This window comes from Pseudomonas sp. LSJ-87, assembly GCF_032971465.1.
Taxonomy (GTDB): Bacteria; Pseudomonadota; Gammaproteobacteria; order Pseudomonadales; family Pseudomonadaceae; genus Aquipseudomonas; species Aquipseudomonas putida_Z.
This window is the reverse complement of sequence record NZ_JAWJYQ010000044.1, coordinates 1-16,817: the sequence shown is the minus strand read 5'-3', so window position 1 is coordinate 16,817 and position 16,817 is coordinate 1. Positions and strand designations below refer to the sequence as shown.

19 protein-coding genes and 1 pseudogene are annotated in these 16,817 nt (G+C 65.0%); 14 read left to right on the top strand and 6 right to left on the bottom strand.

Features of this window, described 5'->3' with window-relative positions; all coding sequences use genetic code 11:
• From RYH74_RS21990 to RYH74_RS21970, 5 genes are read left to right on the top strand one after another with little or no spacing between them, the layout of a single operon-like run.
• On the top strand, window positions 1–681 hold the full coding sequence (locus RYH74_RS21990) for a TenA family transcriptional regulator (protein WP_317410121.1): 681 nt from the start codon (window positions 1–3) through the stop codon (window positions 679–681).
• Entirely contained in the window at window positions 668–1,474 is an 807-nt protein-coding gene (locus tag RYH74_RS21985; RefSeq protein WP_025338631.1) for an SDR family oxidoreductase, read from the top strand. Before RYH74_RS21990 ends, RYH74_RS21985 begins: the two co-directional genes overlap by 14 nt.
• The gene (locus RYH74_RS21980; RefSeq protein WP_025338632.1) at window positions 1,471–2,112 is read left to right on the top strand and encodes a tetratricopeptide repeat protein; all 642 of its coding nucleotides are present in this window, start codon (window positions 1,471–1,473) and stop codon (window positions 2,110–2,112) included. The genes RYH74_RS21985 and RYH74_RS21980 overlap by 4 nt, the downstream gene beginning before the upstream one ends.
• A 2-nt stretch (window positions 2,113–2,114) precedes the next feature.
• Window positions 2,115–2,777 carry a response regulator gene (locus RYH74_RS21975; RefSeq protein WP_075044829.1) on the top strand — a complete coding sequence of 221 codons (663 nt, stop codon included), beginning with the start codon at window positions 2,115–2,117 and terminating at the stop codon, window positions 2,775–2,777.
• Window positions 2,774–4,141 (top strand): sensor histidine kinase, encoded by a 1,368-nt coding sequence (locus RYH74_RS21970; protein WP_317410120.1) that lies wholly within the window; start codon window positions 2,774–2,776, stop codon window positions 4,139–4,141. The genes RYH74_RS21975 and RYH74_RS21970 overlap by 4 nt, the downstream gene beginning before the upstream one ends.
• Window positions 4,142–4,147: 6 nt before the next feature.
• Here the strand turns inward: RYH74_RS21970 and RYH74_RS21965 are convergent, their stop codons facing one another.
• The gene (locus tag RYH74_RS21965; RefSeq protein ID WP_085663281.1) at window positions 4,148–4,534 is read right to left on the bottom strand and encodes a VOC family protein; all 387 of its coding nucleotides are present in this window, start codon (window positions 4,532–4,534) and stop codon (window positions 4,148–4,150) included.
• Between the two features lie 201 nt (window positions 4,535–4,735).
• On the opposite strand from RYH74_RS21965, the gene RYH74_RS21960 reads away from it, so the two are divergent.
• Both RYH74_RS21960 and RYH74_RS21955 read left to right on the top strand, forming a co-directional pair.
• Window positions 4,736–4,921: a hypothetical protein gene (locus tag RYH74_RS21960; protein ID WP_075044832.1), complete on the top strand. Its 186-nt coding sequence runs from the start codon at window positions 4,736–4,738 to the stop codon at window positions 4,919–4,921.
• 148 nt (window positions 4,922–5,069) lie between these two features.
• The gene (locus RYH74_RS21955; protein ID WP_025338637.1) at window positions 5,070–5,975 is read left to right on the top strand and encodes a LysR family transcriptional regulator; all 906 of its coding nucleotides are present in this window, start codon (window positions 5,070–5,072) and stop codon (window positions 5,973–5,975) included.
• A 38-nt stretch (window positions 5,976–6,013) separates the two neighbouring features.
• On the opposite strand, the gene RYH74_RS21950 is transcribed toward RYH74_RS21955, so the two are convergent.
• The gene (locus tag RYH74_RS21950; protein ID WP_317410119.1) at window positions 6,014–6,487 is read right to left on the bottom strand and encodes a YMGG-like glycine zipper-containing protein; all 474 of its coding nucleotides are present in this window, start codon (window positions 6,485–6,487) and stop codon (window positions 6,014–6,016) included.
• Window positions 6,488–6,638: 151 nt separating this feature from the next.
• On the opposite strand from RYH74_RS21950, the gene RYH74_RS21945 reads away from it, so the two are divergent.
• The 5 genes from RYH74_RS21945 to RYH74_RS21925 all read left to right on the top strand — a co-directional run bounded on the left by RYH74_RS21945 (window position 6,639) and on the right by RYH74_RS21925 (window position 11,739).
• Window positions 6,639–7,235 (top strand): paraquat-inducible protein A, encoded by a 597-nt coding sequence (locus RYH74_RS21945; protein ID WP_025338639.1) that lies wholly within the window; start codon window positions 6,639–6,641, stop codon window positions 7,233–7,235.
• On the top strand, window positions 7,232–7,876 hold the full coding sequence (locus RYH74_RS21940) for a paraquat-inducible protein A (RefSeq protein ID WP_025338640.1): 645 nt from the start codon (window positions 7,232–7,234) through the stop codon (window positions 7,874–7,876). Before RYH74_RS21945 ends, RYH74_RS21940 begins: the two co-directional genes overlap by 4 nt.
• Window positions 7,860–9,500 (top strand): intermembrane transport protein PqiB, encoded by a 1,641-nt coding sequence (locus RYH74_RS21935; RefSeq protein WP_317410118.1) that lies wholly within the window; start codon window positions 7,860–7,862, stop codon window positions 9,498–9,500. Before RYH74_RS21940 ends, RYH74_RS21935 begins: the two co-directional genes overlap by 17 nt.
• A gap of 11 nt (window positions 9,501–9,511) precedes the next feature.
• The gene (locus tag RYH74_RS21930; protein WP_317410117.1) at window positions 9,512–10,048 is read left to right on the top strand and encodes a PqiC family protein; all 537 of its coding nucleotides are present in this window, start codon (window positions 9,512–9,514) and stop codon (window positions 10,046–10,048) included.
• 305 nt (window positions 10,049–10,353) lie between these two features.
• Window positions 10,354–11,739 (top strand): amino acid permease, encoded by a 1,386-nt coding sequence (locus RYH74_RS21925; RefSeq protein ID WP_085618504.1) that lies wholly within the window; start codon window positions 10,354–10,356, stop codon window positions 11,737–11,739.
• A gap of 138 nt (window positions 11,740–11,877) precedes the next feature.
• On the opposite strand, the gene RYH74_RS21920 is transcribed toward RYH74_RS21925, so the two are convergent.
• The gene (locus RYH74_RS21920) at window positions 11,878–13,323 is read right to left on the bottom strand and encodes a PucR family transcriptional regulator (protein ID WP_317410116.1); all 1,446 of its coding nucleotides are present in this window, start codon (window positions 13,321–13,323) and stop codon (window positions 11,878–11,880) included.
• A 207-nt stretch (window positions 13,324–13,530) separates the two neighbouring features.
• Window positions 13,531–15,294, bottom strand: coding sequence for a phosphoethanolamine transferase CptA (locus tag RYH74_RS21915; protein ID WP_286917984.1), 1,764 nt, complete (start codon window positions 15,292–15,294; stop codon window positions 13,531–13,533).
• A gap of 153 nt (window positions 15,295–15,447) precedes the next feature.
• On the opposite strand from RYH74_RS21915, the gene RYH74_RS21910 reads away from it, so the two are divergent.
• On the top strand, window positions 15,448–15,606 hold the full coding sequence (locus tag RYH74_RS21910) for a DUF2986 domain-containing protein (protein ID WP_064506462.1): 159 nt from the start codon (window positions 15,448–15,450) through the stop codon (window positions 15,604–15,606).
• 159 nt (window positions 15,607–15,765) lie between these two features.
• Here RYH74_RS21910 and RYH74_RS21905 read toward each other — a convergent pair whose 3' ends face one another.
• Window positions 15,766–16,104 (bottom strand): hypothetical protein, encoded by a 339-nt coding sequence (locus RYH74_RS21905; RefSeq protein ID WP_317410143.1) that lies wholly within the window; start codon window positions 16,102–16,104, stop codon window positions 15,766–15,768.
• Window positions 15,989–16,579, bottom strand: a complete 591-nt coding sequence (locus tag RYH74_RS21900) for a hypothetical protein (protein WP_317410144.1) — start codon at window positions 16,577–16,579, stop codon at window positions 15,989–15,991. The genes RYH74_RS21905 and RYH74_RS21900 overlap by 116 nt, the downstream gene beginning before the upstream one ends.
• Before the next feature lie 14 nt (window positions 16,580–16,593).
• Here RYH74_RS21900 and RYH74_RS21895 point away from each other — a divergent pair.
• Window positions 16,594–16,755 (top strand): annotated as a pseudogene (locus tag RYH74_RS21895) (aromatic ring-hydroxylating dioxygenase subunit alpha); the annotation flags it as partial.
• Between the last annotated feature and the right edge of the window lie 62 nt (window positions 16,756–16,817).

Here is a 16,817-nt window from a genome sequence, read left to right as displayed (position 1 = left end):
ATGCTTTTCTTCGATACGCTGCAGCAGGAAACCGCCGACGAGCGTACGGCATTGTTCAGCGTCCCGGTCATCCGCGACGCGCTGGCCGGCAAGGCCAGCCTCGAGGCCTACGTGGCCTTTCTGACCCAGGCCTACCACCACGTGCGGCACACCGTACCCTTGATGATGGCCTGCGGGGCCCGTTTGCCGGCGCGGCTGGAGTGGCTGCGCGGCGCAGTGTGCGAGTACATCGAGGAGGAGTACGGCCATGAGCGCTGGATTCTCGATGACATCGCCGCCTGCGGTGGCGACCCCCAACAGGTGGCGGGCGGCCGCCCGGCATTGCCTGTCGAGCTGATGGTGGCCTTTCTCTACGACCAGATTGCCCGTGGCAACCCGGTTGGGCTGTTCGGCATGGTCAATGTGCTCGAAGGCACCAGCATTGCCCTGGCTACCCAGGCTGCCGGTACCCTGCAGGGCAGCCTCGGCCTGCCGGACCAGGCGTTCAGCTACCTGAGTTCCCACGGCGCCCTGGACCAGGACCACATGGCCACCTACCGTGGCCTGATGAACCGTCTGGATCAGCTCGAAGACCAGCAGGCGGTAATCCACGCTGCCAAAGTGGTGTACCGCCTGTACACGGCCATGTTCGAAGGGCTGCCGCGTACCGCGCAGCAGGAGGTACAGCATGCGCTTGCCTGATTGCGTGGCGGTGCTCACCGGCGCCAGCGGTGGCATCGGCCTGGAGCTGGCGGACCAGCTTTGCAGCGCCGGGGCCCGCGTACTGGCGGTCAGCCGGCAGCAGGGCAAGCTGGCCGAACTGATGGCGCGCTACCCCGGGCAACTGCGTTGGCAGCAGGCCGACCTGCGCTGCGCCGAAGGCCGCCGTGACGTGCTGGAGGCGGCGCGGGCGATGGGCAGTTGCAACCTGTTGATCAACGCCGCCGGGGTCAACCGCTTCGCCTTGCTCGAACAGATGGACGAGGCCGCCCTGGACGAGTTGTTCGACCTCAACATCAAGGCCGCCGTGCAGCTCACCCGCCTGTGCTTGCCGCTGCTGCGCGCGCAGCCCAGTGCGCTGGTGGTGAACGTGGGGTCGATCTACGGCTCCATCGGCTACCCCGGCTATGCCACCTACTGCGCCAGCAAGTTTGCCTTGCGCGGGTTCTCCGAGGCATTGCGCCGCGAGCTTGCCGACACCTCGGTGAACGTGCTGTATGCCGCACCGCGCACCACCCGCACGACGATGAACAGCAGTGCCGCGCAGGCCCTGAACCAAGCGTTGAAGGTAGGCGTCGATGACCCGCAGGATGTCGCCCGGGCAGTGCTCGACGCGGTGCAGGCCGAGCGCAGCGAACTGTACCTGGGCTGGCCGGAAAAACTCTTCGTGCGCCTTAACGGCATGCTGCCGGGCGTGGTCGACCGCGCCCTGCGCAAGCAACTGCCGCTGATCCGCCGCTACAGCACCTGGCACAGCAAGGAGTCGAGCAAATGAAACGACTGATACTGGCCGGCCTGCTGGCCATCGCCCCGTTCACCTGGGCCCTCGACCAGAACGGTACCCAGCAACTCAATGCCATCCAGCAGCGCTGGGCGGTGATTCGCTACAACCTGCCCGAAGCCCAGCGTGCCGGGGCGTTCGAGGCCCTGGCGGTACAGTCGGCGGCGTTGGTGCGCCAGCACCCGGGCTCGGCCGAGCCGCTGATCTGGGACGGCATCGTCAACAGCAGCTGGGCCGGCGCCACCGGCGGGTTGGGCGCGCTGGGCAAGGTCAAGGCCGCCCGCGCCAGCCTGGAAAAGGCCTTGGCCATGGACCCCAAGGCCCTGCAGGGCTCGGCCTACACCAGCCTGGGCGCGCTGTACGACCAGGTGCCCGGCTGGCCGCTGAGCTTCGGCGACCAAGCCAAGGCCGAGGCCATGCTGCGCCAGGCGCTGGCGATCAACCCCGACGGTATCGACAGCAACTACTTCTGGGCTGACCACCTGTACCGGCAGAACCGCTACGACGAAGCCCGCGCCGCCCTGCAAAAGGCGTTGCAGGCACCGCCCCGGCCCGGGCGGGAGCTGGCCGACCAGGGCCGGCGCGGTGAAATCGATGCTTTACTCAAAGCGATCAAGGACAAACAGGATTAAGCATGCGCCTGCTGCTGGTAGAAGACGACGCCGCGTTGGGGGAGGGGATCTGTGACGGCCTGCGCCGCGAGGGCTATACCCTCGACTGGTTGCAGGATGGCGCCAGCGCGTTGCATGCCCTGTGCCACGAGGAGTTCGACCTGGCCATTCTCGACCTGGGCTTGCCGCGCCTGGATGGCATCGAGTTGTTGCGGCGCCTGCGTGCGGCCGGGAAGAGCCTGCCGGTGCTGGTGCTGACCGCCCGCGACGCCACCGAGGACCGCATCGCCGGGCTGGACGCCGGCGCCGACGACTACCTGGTCAAACCCTTCGACCTCAACGAACTCAAGGCCCGCTTGCGGGCCTTGCTGCGGCGCAGCAGTGGCCGTGCGCGGGTGTTGATCGAACACGCCGGGGTGTGCCTGGACCCGGTCAGCCAACAGGTGCACTACCAGGGCCAGCCGGTGGTGCTCACGCCCAAGGAATACCTGCTGCTGCACGAATTGCTGGCCCAGCCGGGCAAGGTGTTCACCCGCGAACGCTTGACCCAGTTGCTGTATGGCTGGGATGAAGAGCCGGAGAGCAATACCCTGGAAGTGAACATCTACCACCTGCGCAAGAAGCTGTTCAACGGCCTGATCCGCACCGTGCGCGGAATCGGCTACCTGGTGGAACGCAAGGCATGAGCTCGCTGCGCCAACGCACCCTGTGGCGGGTGATGCTGCTGTTGCTGGTCGGCAGCGGGTTGCTGGCGCTGTACAACTACCACGACAGCCGCCACGAAATTAACGAGGTGTACGACGCCCACCTGGCGCAGAACGCCCGGCTGCTGCAGGGCATCATGAGCCTGCCGGTGCAGGAGCAGAGCCGTGACGAGTTGTACCGTGCCTTCGACGAGGCCTTGAGCAAGGCCGGGCACCACAAGGTGGGGCACCGCTACGAGAGCAAGCTGGCCTTCCAGGTGTGGGCCGACGACAACGGGCTGCTGGTGCACACGCCCAGCGCCCCGCAGCTGGGGCAGGCGCCGCGGGTGCCAGGGTTTGCCGACGTGGTGGTGGACGGGCGCCGTTGGCGCAGTTTCGTCTTGCCGGTGCCGGAAAAACACTGGGTGATCTGGGTGGGCGAGCGCAACGACGTGCGCGACGACCTGATCGAACGCATCGTGCGGCACACGCTGCTGCCATTCCTGTTCGGCAGCCTGGCCCTGGCCTTGCTGGTGTGGGCGGCCATTGGCTGGGGGCTGCGGCCGCTGCAGAACATGGCCAGGGTGATCCGCGCCCGCCACGCCGAGTCGCTCGAGCCGTTGCAACTGGTGCCGTTGCCGAAGGAGCTGGAACCGATGCAGGCGGCGATCAACCGCCTGCTCGGGCAGATCGATGACCTGCTGCGCCGCGAGCACCGTTTCATCGCCGACGCTGCCCACGAGATGCGCACGCCCTTGGCCATCCTGCGCCTGCATGCGCAGAACGCCCTCAATGCAGACAGCGCTGCCGAGCGTGACAAGGCCCTGCAGTTCCTGATGGGCGGTGTCGACCGCCTTGCCCGGGTGGTCAACCAGCTGTTGACCCTGGCCCGCCTGGAGCCGCGGCCAGGCCGGCGCGACTGGCCGCGGGTGGACCTGGAGGGCGTGGTGGCCGAGACCCTTGCCGAGCTGACCCCATGGATCCTGGAGCGCGGGCTGGAGCCTTCGCTGGACATCGCCGCCGGCGACTACCACTTGCACACCGACGCTGGCGCGTTGGGTATCGCCTTGCAGAACCTGGTGGCCAATGCCGTGGACCATTCGCCGGCAGGCGGTCGGGTCACCGTGACACTGCAGCGCGAAGGCCAGGCCTTGCTGGTCAGTGTCGATGACGAAGGGCCGGGCATCGCCGAAGTCGACCAGCAGCGGGTGTTCGAGCGCTTCTACAGCAAGGGCTCGACCAATGGCGCCGGGCTGGGGTTGTCGATCGTCAGCACCATCATGACCCGCCTGGGTGGCAGCGTGCAGTTGCGCAACCAGGCGCCACACGGTTTGCGCGCGACCTTGCGCCTGCCTGTGGGGCTCTGAACATCGCTAGTGTTTCTGGGCGATCTGGATCAGGTTGCCGCAGGTGTCATCGAACACCGCTACGGTGACGGGCCCCATGTCGGTGGGCGTCTGGGTGAACTGCACGCCTGCCGCGCACAGCCGGGTATATTCGGCCTGGATGTCACGCACGCCGAACGAGGTGGCGGGGATGCCATCCTGCTTGAGCGCGGCCTTGTAGACCTTGGCGGCCGGGTGCGCGTCGGGTTCGAGCAGCAGCTCGACGCCGTTGGGGTCGTTGGGGGAGGTGAGCGTCAGCCAGCGGTGTCGGCCCATGGGGATATCGTGCTTGGGCTCGAAACCGAGTACGTAGTGGTAGAAAGCCAGGGCTTTGGCCTGGTCGTCGACGAGGATGCTGGTGACCACGATCTTCATGAACGCACGCCTTATACCTGGAACCGTTGAGTATCAGTAAAGACAATCAGGGGCATTTGGCCAGGGCACCGGGTTCACCCGCGAACCATGCAACGCGATCCGACAGCCTTTCACTTCACGGTCAAGGTTCCAGATGGGTTGGTGGCAATGGGGGATGTAGCGTTGATCGGGCAATACCAACCAACCCAAGGAGTGAACCCCATGCAAGAAGACCCCATGAACGAGCCAGACGACACTCTCGACCACGAACAGCTGGAAAATGCAGAACCGCAGGTAACGTTGTCCCGGCGCAAGCGCGGTATCGGGCCAGTAGTCGGCATGGCCTGCGCGCCAGGGTACAAACTGATTGGTGATGACTGTGTAATCGCCAATATCGATTTCGAGTGAAGCAAAGGGGGGGCGCACCGCGCCCCTCGTAAAAACCTGCTCAAGCCATAGGTAAATCCTTCATCACCCGGCCCCCACCCAGCCGCTGCCAAGGGTAAAGTGACAGGCATGATCCCAGTGCGCCCAGACCGGCGTCAGAGAGGTGCCCGTGGCGGCCTACACATTGCGACAACTCAAGTACTTCGTCACCACCGTCGAGGCCGGCAGCGTGGCCGAGGCTTCCCGCCAGCTGTACATCGCCCAGCCTTCCATCTCCACGGCCATCAAGAGCCTGGAGGAAAGCTTCGGCGTGCAGCTGTTCATCCGTCACCACGCCCAGGGTGTGTCACTGACGCCCAGCGGCAAGCGCTTCTATGCCAAGACCAAGTCGCTGCTGCAGATGGCCCACGAATTCGAACAGAACGCCCTGGCCGACAACGACACCGTGGCCGGGCAAATCGACATCGGCTGCTTCGAAACCGTGGCACCGCTGTACCTGCCGCGGCTGATCGCCGGCTTTCGCCAGCGTTACCCGGGGGTGGATATCCGCCTGCGCGACGGCGAGCAGCAGGACCTGATCCAGGGCCTGACCGCGGGTACCTTCGACCTGGCGTTCCTCTACGACCATGACCTGGACGGCACCATCGAGGCCGAGCCGCTGATGCCGCCGCAGAAACCCTATGTGCTGCTGCCCGAGAACCACCGCTTCGCCGGCCAGGCCCAGGTGTCGCTGCGTGACCTGTGCCCGGAGCCGATGATCCTGCTGGACGTTGCCCCCAGCCGTACCTACTTCGTCAGCCTGTTCAACGAAATGGGCCTCACGCCCAACATCGTCTTCAGCTCGCCGTCGATCGAGATGGTGCGCGGCATGGTCGGGCAGGGCTTCGGTTTTTCGCTGCTGGTGACGCGGCCGCATTCGGAGTACACCTACGACGGGCAACGCCTGGCCATGCTGGATATCGCCGAGCCAGTGGCGCTGTCAGGGCTGGCGGCGGCCTGGTTGAAGCGGGTGCAGCTGACCAAGCCGGCGCAGCTGTTCGTGGAGTTCTGCCGGGAGCAGTTGGCGAAGTTCTGAATCGGGCACGCCGTGCAGGAGCATGGCGTGCCCGTTGGTCAGGGGTTGACCTGATAGCCGCGCCCTTGCAGGCACCCGGCATAGGCACTGGCATGAGCCTGGGCTTTCGCTTCGTCCTGGCCGCGCCGGTCCTGACGGCGGTCCTGACGCTGGCGCATGCCACCGACCGCAGCACCGGCGGCGGCCACTTCGCCGGCGCGGTTCTGCCGGTATTGCTCCTTGGCATCGTCACCGACCCGGTCATACAGCTCGTCGTGCTGGTTGCCGCGCACCTGCGCGCCTGCCGCACCGGCAACCGCGCCGGCAGCGGCACCGCGTACCCGGCCACCGACATGGGGGTCGCTGGAGATCGCGGCACTGTTCGCGGCATTGGTCGCGACGGTATTGCAATCATTGATATCCAGTTGCATCTGCTGGCTGCTCTGGCCCTTGAGCGGCACCACCGACTGCGCCTGGGTTGCCGATGCCGCGCACAGCAGCACCAGCAGGCAACTCCACGTCATCGTACGCATGGCAAACCTCCAGCGGGTGGGGATCTCGTTTCACAGAATAGTTCGCCTTTGCTGCCGATGATGGCAGTTTTGCCGGGATGGTCTAAACCGGATATCAAGCGTGGTTCGCCTGCGTATCACGGCGTGAATCCGGGCTACCTGTGGAAACCCCATGAGCCAGACCCAGCACCTGATCATCTGTGAGTACTGTGACACGGTGTACCACCGTGCGCCGCTGCTCAAGCACCAGCGCGCCGTTTGCCAGCGCTGTGGCGGCGTGCTGTACCGGCACACCTCGCTGACCGTACAGCAGCGGCTTGCCCTGAGCGTGACGGGTGGCATCCTGCTGGTGTTCGCCAATTTCTACCCGGTGATGACCATCGGCATGCAGGGGCTCACCCATTCCGCGACATTATGGGACTCGGTGCAGATACTCAGCCACGGCAGTATCACCTTCATCGCCCTGGTCATGGCCTTGTCGATCATCTTTGCGCCGGTGCTGCAGATTACCCTGTTGTGCTGGCTACTGAGTTTCGCCCTGGCCGGCCAGCGCGCCCCCGGCTTTGCCCTGTGCATGCGCAGCCTGGAGAGCCTGCGGCCGTGGAGCATGCTGGAGGTGTGCCTGCTGGGGGCGATGGTGGCGGTGATCAAGCTGGCGGGGTTGCTCGATGTGATACCCGGCATCGGCCTGCTGGCCCTGGCCGCCCTGAGCATGCTGATCATCCATATCGCCGGCAAGGACATCCGCGACCTTTGGGAGCAGGTATGAATAGCCCGGCCAACGCCGACGACCTGGGCCTGTGCCTGTGCCATGGCTGCGGCCAGGCCTGCGAACTGGGCAGCGGCAAGCACACCTGCGAGCGCTGTGGTGCCGCCATCCACCGGCGCAAGGCCAATGCCATCAGCCGCGGCTGGGCGTTTCTGCTGGCGGCGCTGGTTTTCTACATCCCCGCCAACCTGCTGCCGGTGATGCACACCGAAATGCTCGGCAGTGGCAGCGCAAGCACCATTGGCGGTGGTGTGCTGGAGTTCTGGGAGGCAGGGGCCTGGGACATCGCACTGATCATCTTCATTGCCAGCGTGGGCGTACCGGCCATCAAGTTCTTTTCGCTCGGCCTGTTGCTGTTCACCGCCCAGCGCGGTTCTACCTGGGCCTGCCGACAGCGCTCGCAGCTGTACCGTTTCGTCGAGCTGATCGGCTACTGGTCGATGCTCGATGTGATGGTGGTGGCGCTGGTGGCGGCGCTGGTGCAACTGCGCGGGCTGGGCACCATCGAGCCGCGGGTCGGCATCCTGTTTTTCGGCATGGTGGTGGTACTGACCATGTTTTCTGCGATGAGCTTCGATCCACGCCTGATCTGGGATAGCCGTGCCAACGAGGGAGGCCGCATTGATGGTGCAACAGACTGACAAGCGCGAGGGCGCGGGGCAGGTTGAAGTGCACACCCGGCGCTGGAGTGTGTCGCTGGTATGGATCGTGCCGATACTGGCGATCCTGATCGGCGCTTCGCTGGTGGTGCGCAACTGGATGCAGCAGGGCCCGGTCATCGCCATCTCCTTCCACACCGGGGAAGGGCTGGTGGCGCACAAGACCCAGGTCAAGTACCGCAGCGTGGTGATCGGCGAAGTCACCACGGTGGACCTGGCCGACGACAAGAAGAGCGTGGTTGCCAAGGTCCAGCTGTCCAACGACGCCCGCGCGTTCGCCACCCAGGGGGCGCGTTTCTGGGTGGTGCGGCCACGCATTGGCGTGGGCGGCGTGTCCGGTGTGGACACGCTGCTGTCGGGCAGTTTCATCGGGGCGGATTCCGGCGAATCGAAAGTGCCGGAGAAGTCCTTTGTCGGCCTGGAGCTGCCACCGCCGATCACCTACGACGAAAAGGGCAAGCGCTTTGTGCTCACCGCCAGTGACCTGGGGTCGCTGGATATTGGCTCGTCGATCTACTACCGCAAGATCCCGGTGGGTGAGGTGGTGTCCTTTGCCCTGCAGGGCGATGGCAAGGGCGTGGAGATCGGCGTGTTCGTGCAGGCCCCCTACGACAGCTTCGTCACCGCCGATACCCGCTTCTGGAACGCCAGTGGCGTGGACATGCAGATCGGTGCCAACGGCCTGAAGATCGATACCGAGTCACTGTCGTCGATCCTGGTGGGCGGGCTGGCCTTTGGCTCGCCCGACTTCGCCCCGCAAGCCGAGCCCGCTGCCGACCAGGCGCGCTTCCAGCTGTTTGCCGACCGTGATACCGCCCTGGCACCGCCCAGTGGCCAGGCGCAATACCTGCAATTGCGCTTCGACCAGGCCATGCGCGGCCTGTCGGTGGGAGCGCCGGTGGAGTTCAAGGGTGTGGAGTTCGGTAGGGTCACTTCGGTCAAGCTCGACTACGATGCCACCCGGCAGACCTTCCCGGTGGTGGTCGATGCGGTGATCTACCCGCAGCGGCTGGGGCCGGTGCACCGCAAGATGCTGGCCGTGTTCAAGCATGCCGAAGGCGACATGGACGGTGCGCGCCGGCTGATCGGCACCTTCGTCGAGCACGGGCTACGGGCCCAGGCGCGCAGCGGCAACCTGATCACCGGGCAGATGTTCATTTCCCTGGACTTCTACCCCGATGCCCCCAAGGTGGCCTTCGACAAGACCGCAGACCCTATCACCATCCCCACCTTGCCCGGCAGCCTGGAGCAGTTGCAGGAACAGCTGCAGCGGGTGGTGGAGCGCATCAGCAAACTGCCGCTGGAGAGCATCGCCAACAACCTGGACGGCAGCCTGCGAGAGTTGCGCGCCAGCCTCAAGCAGTTCAATGGCCAGACGCTGCCGGACGTGAAGGTGGCGCTGGACGAAGTGCACAAGACCCTGCGCACCGCCAATTCGGCCATTTCCGAGGACTCGCCGCAGCGCGAGCGGATGGGCGAAACCCTGGACGAACTGGAGCGCATGTCGCGTTCGCTGCGTGACCTTGCCGATTACCTGGGCCGGCACCCCGAGTCGCTGATACGCGGCCGGCCGAAAGCGGCCACTGCCGCCGACCTTGAACCCTGAGGAGACAGCCGATGCATCGACTGCGCAATGTGTGTGGCGCCAGCCTGCTGGCCGTGCTGTGGGGCTGCAGCAGTACCCCGAACAACTATCACACGCTGGTACCGAGCGAACCGGTGCGCGACGGTGGCCAGCGCATCCAGGTGGCGAGGGTGGCCGTGCCGCCGCAGGTGGACCGCCCGCAGTTGGTGGTGCGGCAAGGGCAGAGCGGCCTGGCCATCCTCGAGACGGAGTGGTGGGGGGCCAACCTGGTGGATGAGTTCCGCAGCGCCTTGCAGGACCAGTTGGGCGGGCCGGTGGGTGGCGGCAAGGCGTTGCTGCGGGTGGATGTGCAGCGCTTCGATAGCGTGCCGGGGCGCTATGCATCGCTGGAGGCGGTATGGCGCCTGACGCGCCCGGGTGCGGCCGAACTGACCTGCCGTACCTCGCTGCAGACGTCCGCGGACAACAGCATCGCCAGCCTGGTCAATGCCCATCAGGCCAACCTGCGCAAACTGGCCGAGGCGGTGCGGGGGAGTGCCCGGCAGGGCAGCTGTGCCCAATCTGCCTGATGGCTGATTGATGCACGGTACTTGTGGGAGCGGCCTTGTGTCGCGAAAGGGCCGCGTAGCGGCCCCCGGATTTCAGCATCACGGCAGCGATTGCCGGGGCCGCCTTGCGGCCCTTTCGCGACACAAGGCCGCTCCCACAGAGTCCGCGGCTGCGGTCGCCTGACACTTCCTGTCCTTCCCGCCATTCATACATTTGTACAGGCCAGCGCCTGCGCACCTGTTTTTTTGCGATAGGCCATGCTCTGGCCCCTGCATACCCTTGCGAAGCGGCAATGTTGATTACTAATAATAAAAGGAGACAACCAATGCCGATTCAGTCGGAGCATGACCCGCGTCTCAAGCGTGCCCTCAAGACCCGGCACATCAGCATGCTGGCCCTGGGCGGTGTGATCGGGGCCGGTCTGTTCGTAGGGTCCAGCGCGGTTATCGCATCAACCGGCCCGGGTGCCTTCATCACCTATGCCATCACCGGCCTGATCGTCGCGCTGGTGATGCGCATGCTCGGCGAAATGGCCGCCGCGCACCCGGCCAAAGGTTCGTTCGTCGACTACGCCCGGTTGGCCTTCGGGCGCCCGGCCGGGTACATGACCGGTTGGCTGTACTGGTACTTCTGGGTGATCGTGGTGGGCTTCGAGGCCGTGGTCGGCGGGCAGATCATCAATGCCTGGCTGCCCGATATCCCGGTGTGGGCCATTGCCCTTGGCCTGATGGTCGGCATGACCTTGCTCAACCTGATGTCGGTGCACTCGTTTGGCGAGGCCGAATACTGGTTCGCCGGCATCAAGGTCGCGGCCATCGTGGTGTTTCTGGTCGTGGCCGGGTTGTACGTGTTCAACCTGTGGCCTGGCTCCAGCGCCAGTTTTGCCAACCTCACCCAGCATGGCGGCTTCCTGCCCCATGGGGTAGGCGCGTTGTTCACCGGGGTGGTGGTGGTGATCTTCTCCATGACCGGTGTGGAAGTCGCCACCCTGGCGGCGGCCGAATCGGAAGACCCGTCGCGCAACATCCGCAAGGCAGTGAACACGGTGATGCTGCGCATCCTGGTGTTCTTCGTGCTGGCGACGTTCTTCATCGTGGTGGCACAGCCATGGACCTCGATCACCCCCGGCAAGTCGCCGTTCGTGACCACCCTGGAGCATATCGGCATTCCCGGCGCAGGCGACATGCTCACCGTGGTCATCCTGGTGGCGGTACTGTCGGTACTCAATGCCGGGCTGTATACCTCGTCGCGGTTGCTCTATGTGCTGGCCTCCAACGGTGAGGCGCCACGCTGGGTGGCCAAGGTCAGCGGCAATGGCGTACCCGTACGCGGGGTGATTGCCTCGACCTTGGTGGGCTATGGCTGCGTGGTGATTGCGGCGCTGTGGCCGGATACCGTGTTCCAGTTCCTGATCAACTCGTCCGGCACGGTGTTCCTGTTCGTCTACCTGGTGATCTGCCTGTCGCAGCTCAGGCTGCGGCGCAAATGGGTGGCGGAAGGTACGCTGAAGTTCGCCATGTGGGGGCATCCGTGGTTGCCGTTGCTGGTGACTGGGTCGATCGTGGCGGTGCTGGTGAGCATGGCCTTCGACCCGAGCATGCGGGTGAGCCTGGGGCAATGCGTGGTTGCGATTGTGGTGATTGCGGTTTCGTATGCGATGGTGCGGGGGCCGCGGGGGCAGCAGCCTGGTGCAGAGGTTGGGTTGAATTAAGGTGTATCTGGGGCCGCTTTGCGGCCCATCGCGACACAAGGCCGCTCCTAAAAGGGATCGCACCAGGTCGGACCTGTATGCGATCTCCTTGTAGGAGCGGCCTTGTGTCGCGACAGGGGCGCAAAGCGCCCCCAGGTTCTAACCCGGATGCTCGAACAGGTCGGTATTCTTCCCCGCCTGAATCGCGATCCAGAACCGCGCAATCCCGCCGGTAGTGGTCGGCTTGATCCCGGTAAGCTGCTCCACCAGCTTCAGCCGGTACACCAGCGTCTGCCGGTGAATCCCCAAATCATACGCCGTGGCCTTCCAGTTGCCGTCGTTGTGCAGAAAGGTGACCAACGTCTGCAGCAGCGCCGCACCCTGAGTGCGGTCATGCTCGATCAGCGGCCCCAGGTAACGCCCCACCAGCGCCCGCGCCTCGGCCAGTGACTTGGGCGCCATGATCAGGCCGGTTTCCGCCTCGCCATAACGCAGTTGCTGCGCGCCACTTTCCTCGGCCTGGGTCAGCGCCAGGCGGGCTTGGCGCACGCTCTCGCGAAAGCCGGTGGCCGCCGCGATCGGCCCGCTGATACCAATTACCGTACCCTCGCCGAGGTTGTGGCACAGCGCCGTCAGGCTTGGCGCGTCGTCACGGCTGATCGCCAGCAGCAGGCCTTTGTCGTCGAGCAGTAGCGGCGTGGAGTGATGCAGGGCAGGGGCCTGGTGGATGTCGGCGCTGCTCCACGGGCCGTGGCTGCCCGGTCTGATCGCCAGGCTCACCAGGGTGCCGACCAGGCCACGGCGCTCCAGCATCGGCCGCGCCAGGCTGAACTCCGTCTCGCTGTCGAGCAGGCTGCGCAGCAGCGCTGCGCCTTCTTCGCGCTGCTGGTCGCGGTGGATCATCAGGCGTTCCAGTTCCACCCCCAGCAAGCCGACCAGCGAGCGCACCAGGATGGCGTCATCCTGCGTGCGGGTGCCTTTGCGCGCCATCAGCAGGTTGGCGCGGGCGCGGCCGCCGATCGGGATGCGTTCCACCCGCTCGGCAGCCTGCGCGGCCCGGCGGGTTTCGACCACGGTGGTGCCGCTGGGGGCATCCTCGATGGCCAGGTCGAGGCCGAGGGTGTCGGCCAGGATCGCCAGGCGCCCAGCCATGTCGGGGGCTTTGCGCAAGGCGTCGGCGTAGGTCTGGAACAGCCGCTCGCTGGCGTTGAAACGCTCGCGCTGGGCCTGCAGCACGCTCTCGATCACGTAGTGCGACAGCTTGACGAACTCCAGTTCGAAGCTGCCATGCAGCACCGGGAACAACAGGCGGTCGGCGGCGGCCAGCAGTTCGCCGGACAGCGCCGGCGCATCGGCCCGCGGCGCCACCACCAAGGCACTGGGGTTGCTCTGCACCAGTTGCTCCAGCCAGCTCACCTGGTCTGCCGGGGCGCTGGGCAGGCCGACGCCGGTGGTCATCACCAGGTCGCCTGGCGATACCCAGCGCCAGGGGTCTGGCAAGTCGACGGTGTGGGCCCAGGTGATCAGCCTGCCGGTGCCGGCCGCGCCAGCCACGGCCTGCAACTTGAGCAGTTCGATATCGATCAGGTCCTGCACCGTGAGCATGGGCATCTCTCATTCCAAAGATGCGCCAAGCATGGCGTTTTACGCTGGGGTGGTAAACCTTTGTTCGCGGTGCAGGGCCAGTGGGGCTGCTTTGCAGCCCATCGCGACACAAGGCCGCTCCCACAGGACAGTGCGCATCCTTGTGGGAGCGGCCTTGTGTCGCGAAAGGGGCGCAAAGCGCCCCCGGCAATCCCCACCGCGCAACACTCAGTTCAGGTTCTTGCCACTACTGGCCGTCTCCCGCACCCGCTCGGCCTTGTCCAGCGGCAGGTGGTCGAACTCGCGCAGCCCATCCTTGCGGTACGGGTCGCCAATCCAGCGTGGTGCCACCACGAACTGCGGGCTCACCAGGCTCTTGGCCGGTTCGTAACGGTCATAGCTCAGCCCGGCCAGGTCGGACAGGGTATGGATCAGGTGCGAGCTGCTGTAGGGCCGGTCGGCCATCGCCTGCAAGTCGCGCGGGTGCTCGGCCTGCCAGCTGGGCGAAGTCCACAGCAAGAACGGGATGGTGTACATCGGCCGGGTCGGCGCGCCTTCGTTGCGCCCCAGGCGGTCGTGGTTGCCAGAGCTGTACACATCTTCGCCATGGTCGGACAGGTACAGCAGGAAACCATTGGAGGTACTGGCCGAGTAACGCTTGATCAGGCTCGACACCACGTGGTCGTTGTAGCGCACCGCGTTGTCGTAGAAGTTGTAGGTTTCCACCTGGTCATCGGTCAGCTTGCCGGGCACCCCCTGGCGGTCGTTGAAGTGCGCGTAGTCGTTCGGGTAGCGGTAGCGATAGTCCATGTGCGTACCCAGCAGGTGCACGATGATGAACTTGTTCGGCGCCGGGTCCTGCAGGGCCTTCTCGAACGGCGTCAGCACCACGTCGTCGTACTGGCTGGCATTCTGGTTGCGCTGGTTGTTCAGGTACACCGGCGCGTCCGTCTGCTGCGAGAAGGTGGTCAGCATGGTGTTGCGCTTGGTCATGGTCTGCTGGTTGGTGATCCAGAAGGTCTTGTAGCCGGCCTGTTTCATCAGGTTGATCAGCGACGGGTCGGTGAGGAAGCGGTCCGGGTTCTGCTCGTCGCCGAAGGTGAGGATCTGCTGCATCACTTCGATGGTGTACGGGCGTGGCGACACCACGTTGCGGAACACCGTCAGGCTCTTGTCGCTGGCGGCCAGCGCATCGAGGTTGGGCGTGGTATCGCGGTTGTAGCCGTACAGGTGCATGTGCTCGCGGGTGGTGGATTCGCCCAGCACCAGCACCAGCGTGCGCGGCGCTGCACCGCTGCTGTCACGCAGGTTTTGCAGGGGCGGCAGCGCGGCGTTCTTGGCCAGCAGCTCCTGCATGTTGTCCAGCTGCTGGCGGTACTGGCGGTAGCCGACCAGCAGTTGCCAGGGCACGGCGGGTTCCATGCGCTGCTGCACCTTTTCCGCCGCGTCGGCGAAGCTGCGTTCCTGGGTGACCATCTGCTTGTAGAACGGGTACACCAGGTTGGCCAGCAGCAACAGGGCGACCACCGGCAGGCGGCTGCGCAGCGGCAGGCTGACCGGGCGTACGCGCTTCCACAGCAGCACCGCCACCAGCGTGTACAGCAGCAGTGCCAGGCCCAGCCAGGCGCTGAAGTACTGGCTGAAGTACTCACCGGCTTCGGCGGTGTTGGACTCGAACATCACGAAGATGACGCTTTGCGAGAACTCCTGGCGATAGATGCCGAAGTAGCTCAGGCCCACCAGCGAAGCAGCCCACAACACCAGGCCGATGACCGCTGCCGTGGCGCGAGTGAAGCGCGGCAGCAGCAGTACCGGGGCCAGCCACAGGCTGCTGAGGAAGAATGCATCGCGAAAACCGGCGAACCCGGTGGTACCACTGAACAGCAGCAACGCCTGGGTCACGCCTGAGAAGTACCAGAAGAACAGCAAAAGCCAGCCCAGGCCGGCCCAGTCCACGCGCTTGGGCGAGGAGGGGGATGGAGTGTGTGACACGTATGCCTCGTCGTACTTGGCGGCCAGCGGATGTGCCCGTGGCCGGAAAGGGCGTGACGCTAATCTGCCGAGCGTGAAAATAACGTCAACGAGACGTTGGCCCAGGCAAGGTATGATGTGTTCAGCCAAACCGGACTGACAGGTCGAGTGAGAATGAACCGTCGCAAGAAGATCAAGCAGCTACTGCAGGCGCATGCCAAGAAGGCCAGCGCCAAGCTGGCGCCACGCAAGCCGAAGTACATTTGCAAGGCCGACCGTTTGAAGATGGAGGCCGAGGCTGCAGCGGATACCCCAGGCGTTACGGAGAACTGATGCCTGTCACGCGCCCCTGTGGGAGCGGCCTTGTGTCGCGATAGGGCCGCAGAGCGGCCCCAGGTTCCAGCATTACGGCTACCAATGCTGGGGCTGCTGCGCAGCCCTTTCGCGACACAAGGCCGCCACACATCGAACGCGCCAATTGCGGATCAACGATCAACGGCGATAGTAGCGGTGGTCATCATTGTAGCGGTGGTGCATGGCCCGCTCATGGCGGTGCTCCCAGTCGCGGCGCCGCTCCCAGTCGCGTCGGCGTTCCCAGTCTCGCCGGCGCTCCCAATCACGGCGGGCCTGCTCGCGGCGCCATTGTTCGCGGCGCCAGTCGCTGCGGTGGTCATGCCAGCGGTCGTCATCGTGGGCCAGCAGTGTGGCTGGCTGTTCATCGGCCACACTGGCCACCCTGGACCAGGGGTTGCCGGCAGGCTGCAACGGTGATTGAACCACCGGGGCTGCCACTACGGGCGCCTTCATTTGTGTTGCCGATGCCGTGCCCATCGCCGCGAACGAGAACAGGCCGAGCAGCATCAACCTTGCGACATGTATTTTCATGAGCGAAGCCAACCTCTGATAACAATTGAGCCATCTGGCCAGCAGGTGGTCGGCGAAGCTTGTCTCGCGTTCCGCTACCTTTCTGTGCCTCCCACATAGACCGGTAAACGGGAAAAAGTTCGCAGCGGCAACAACTTGTACAACTTGTTGCCCCCCAACCCTTCTCACCCTCTTTTGCTGCAGCCCACGGGAAGCACAGGGCATCGGGCACCTTTGCAATGCCGTGAGCCTCGCAATACTTGACCACCAGCCAGCCGAGAGCGGCAGCGACGCGCGAGTCGTAGATCAGGAAGTCTTCACAGATCAGTGCATATACCTTGGTCATGCCGGCATTGAACCGCAGGTGTTTCGAGCGCAACACAGGATGCCCCAGGTCACCGGTGTCGATCGCCAACCGCACGGCCTGGATCAGTTTGCTCAAGCCAGAACGATTGGTGTCGAGTGGAAGGGACCCATGCGGGCGTTTCTTCGCCCAGCTATGAACCCGGGCCGTTCTCGGAGAATGCCGAGAACGGGGTGTGCCAGTTCGATGACTGGTACTGCGCAACTATGCTCGAGCGGCTGAGTGGGCGTGTGCCGTTGAAATCGGTGGGCTGAACATCCGGGCATGCTCGCGAAACAAGCGGCGCGGTGAATGGCACCGGCTTTGCCGGTGTTCG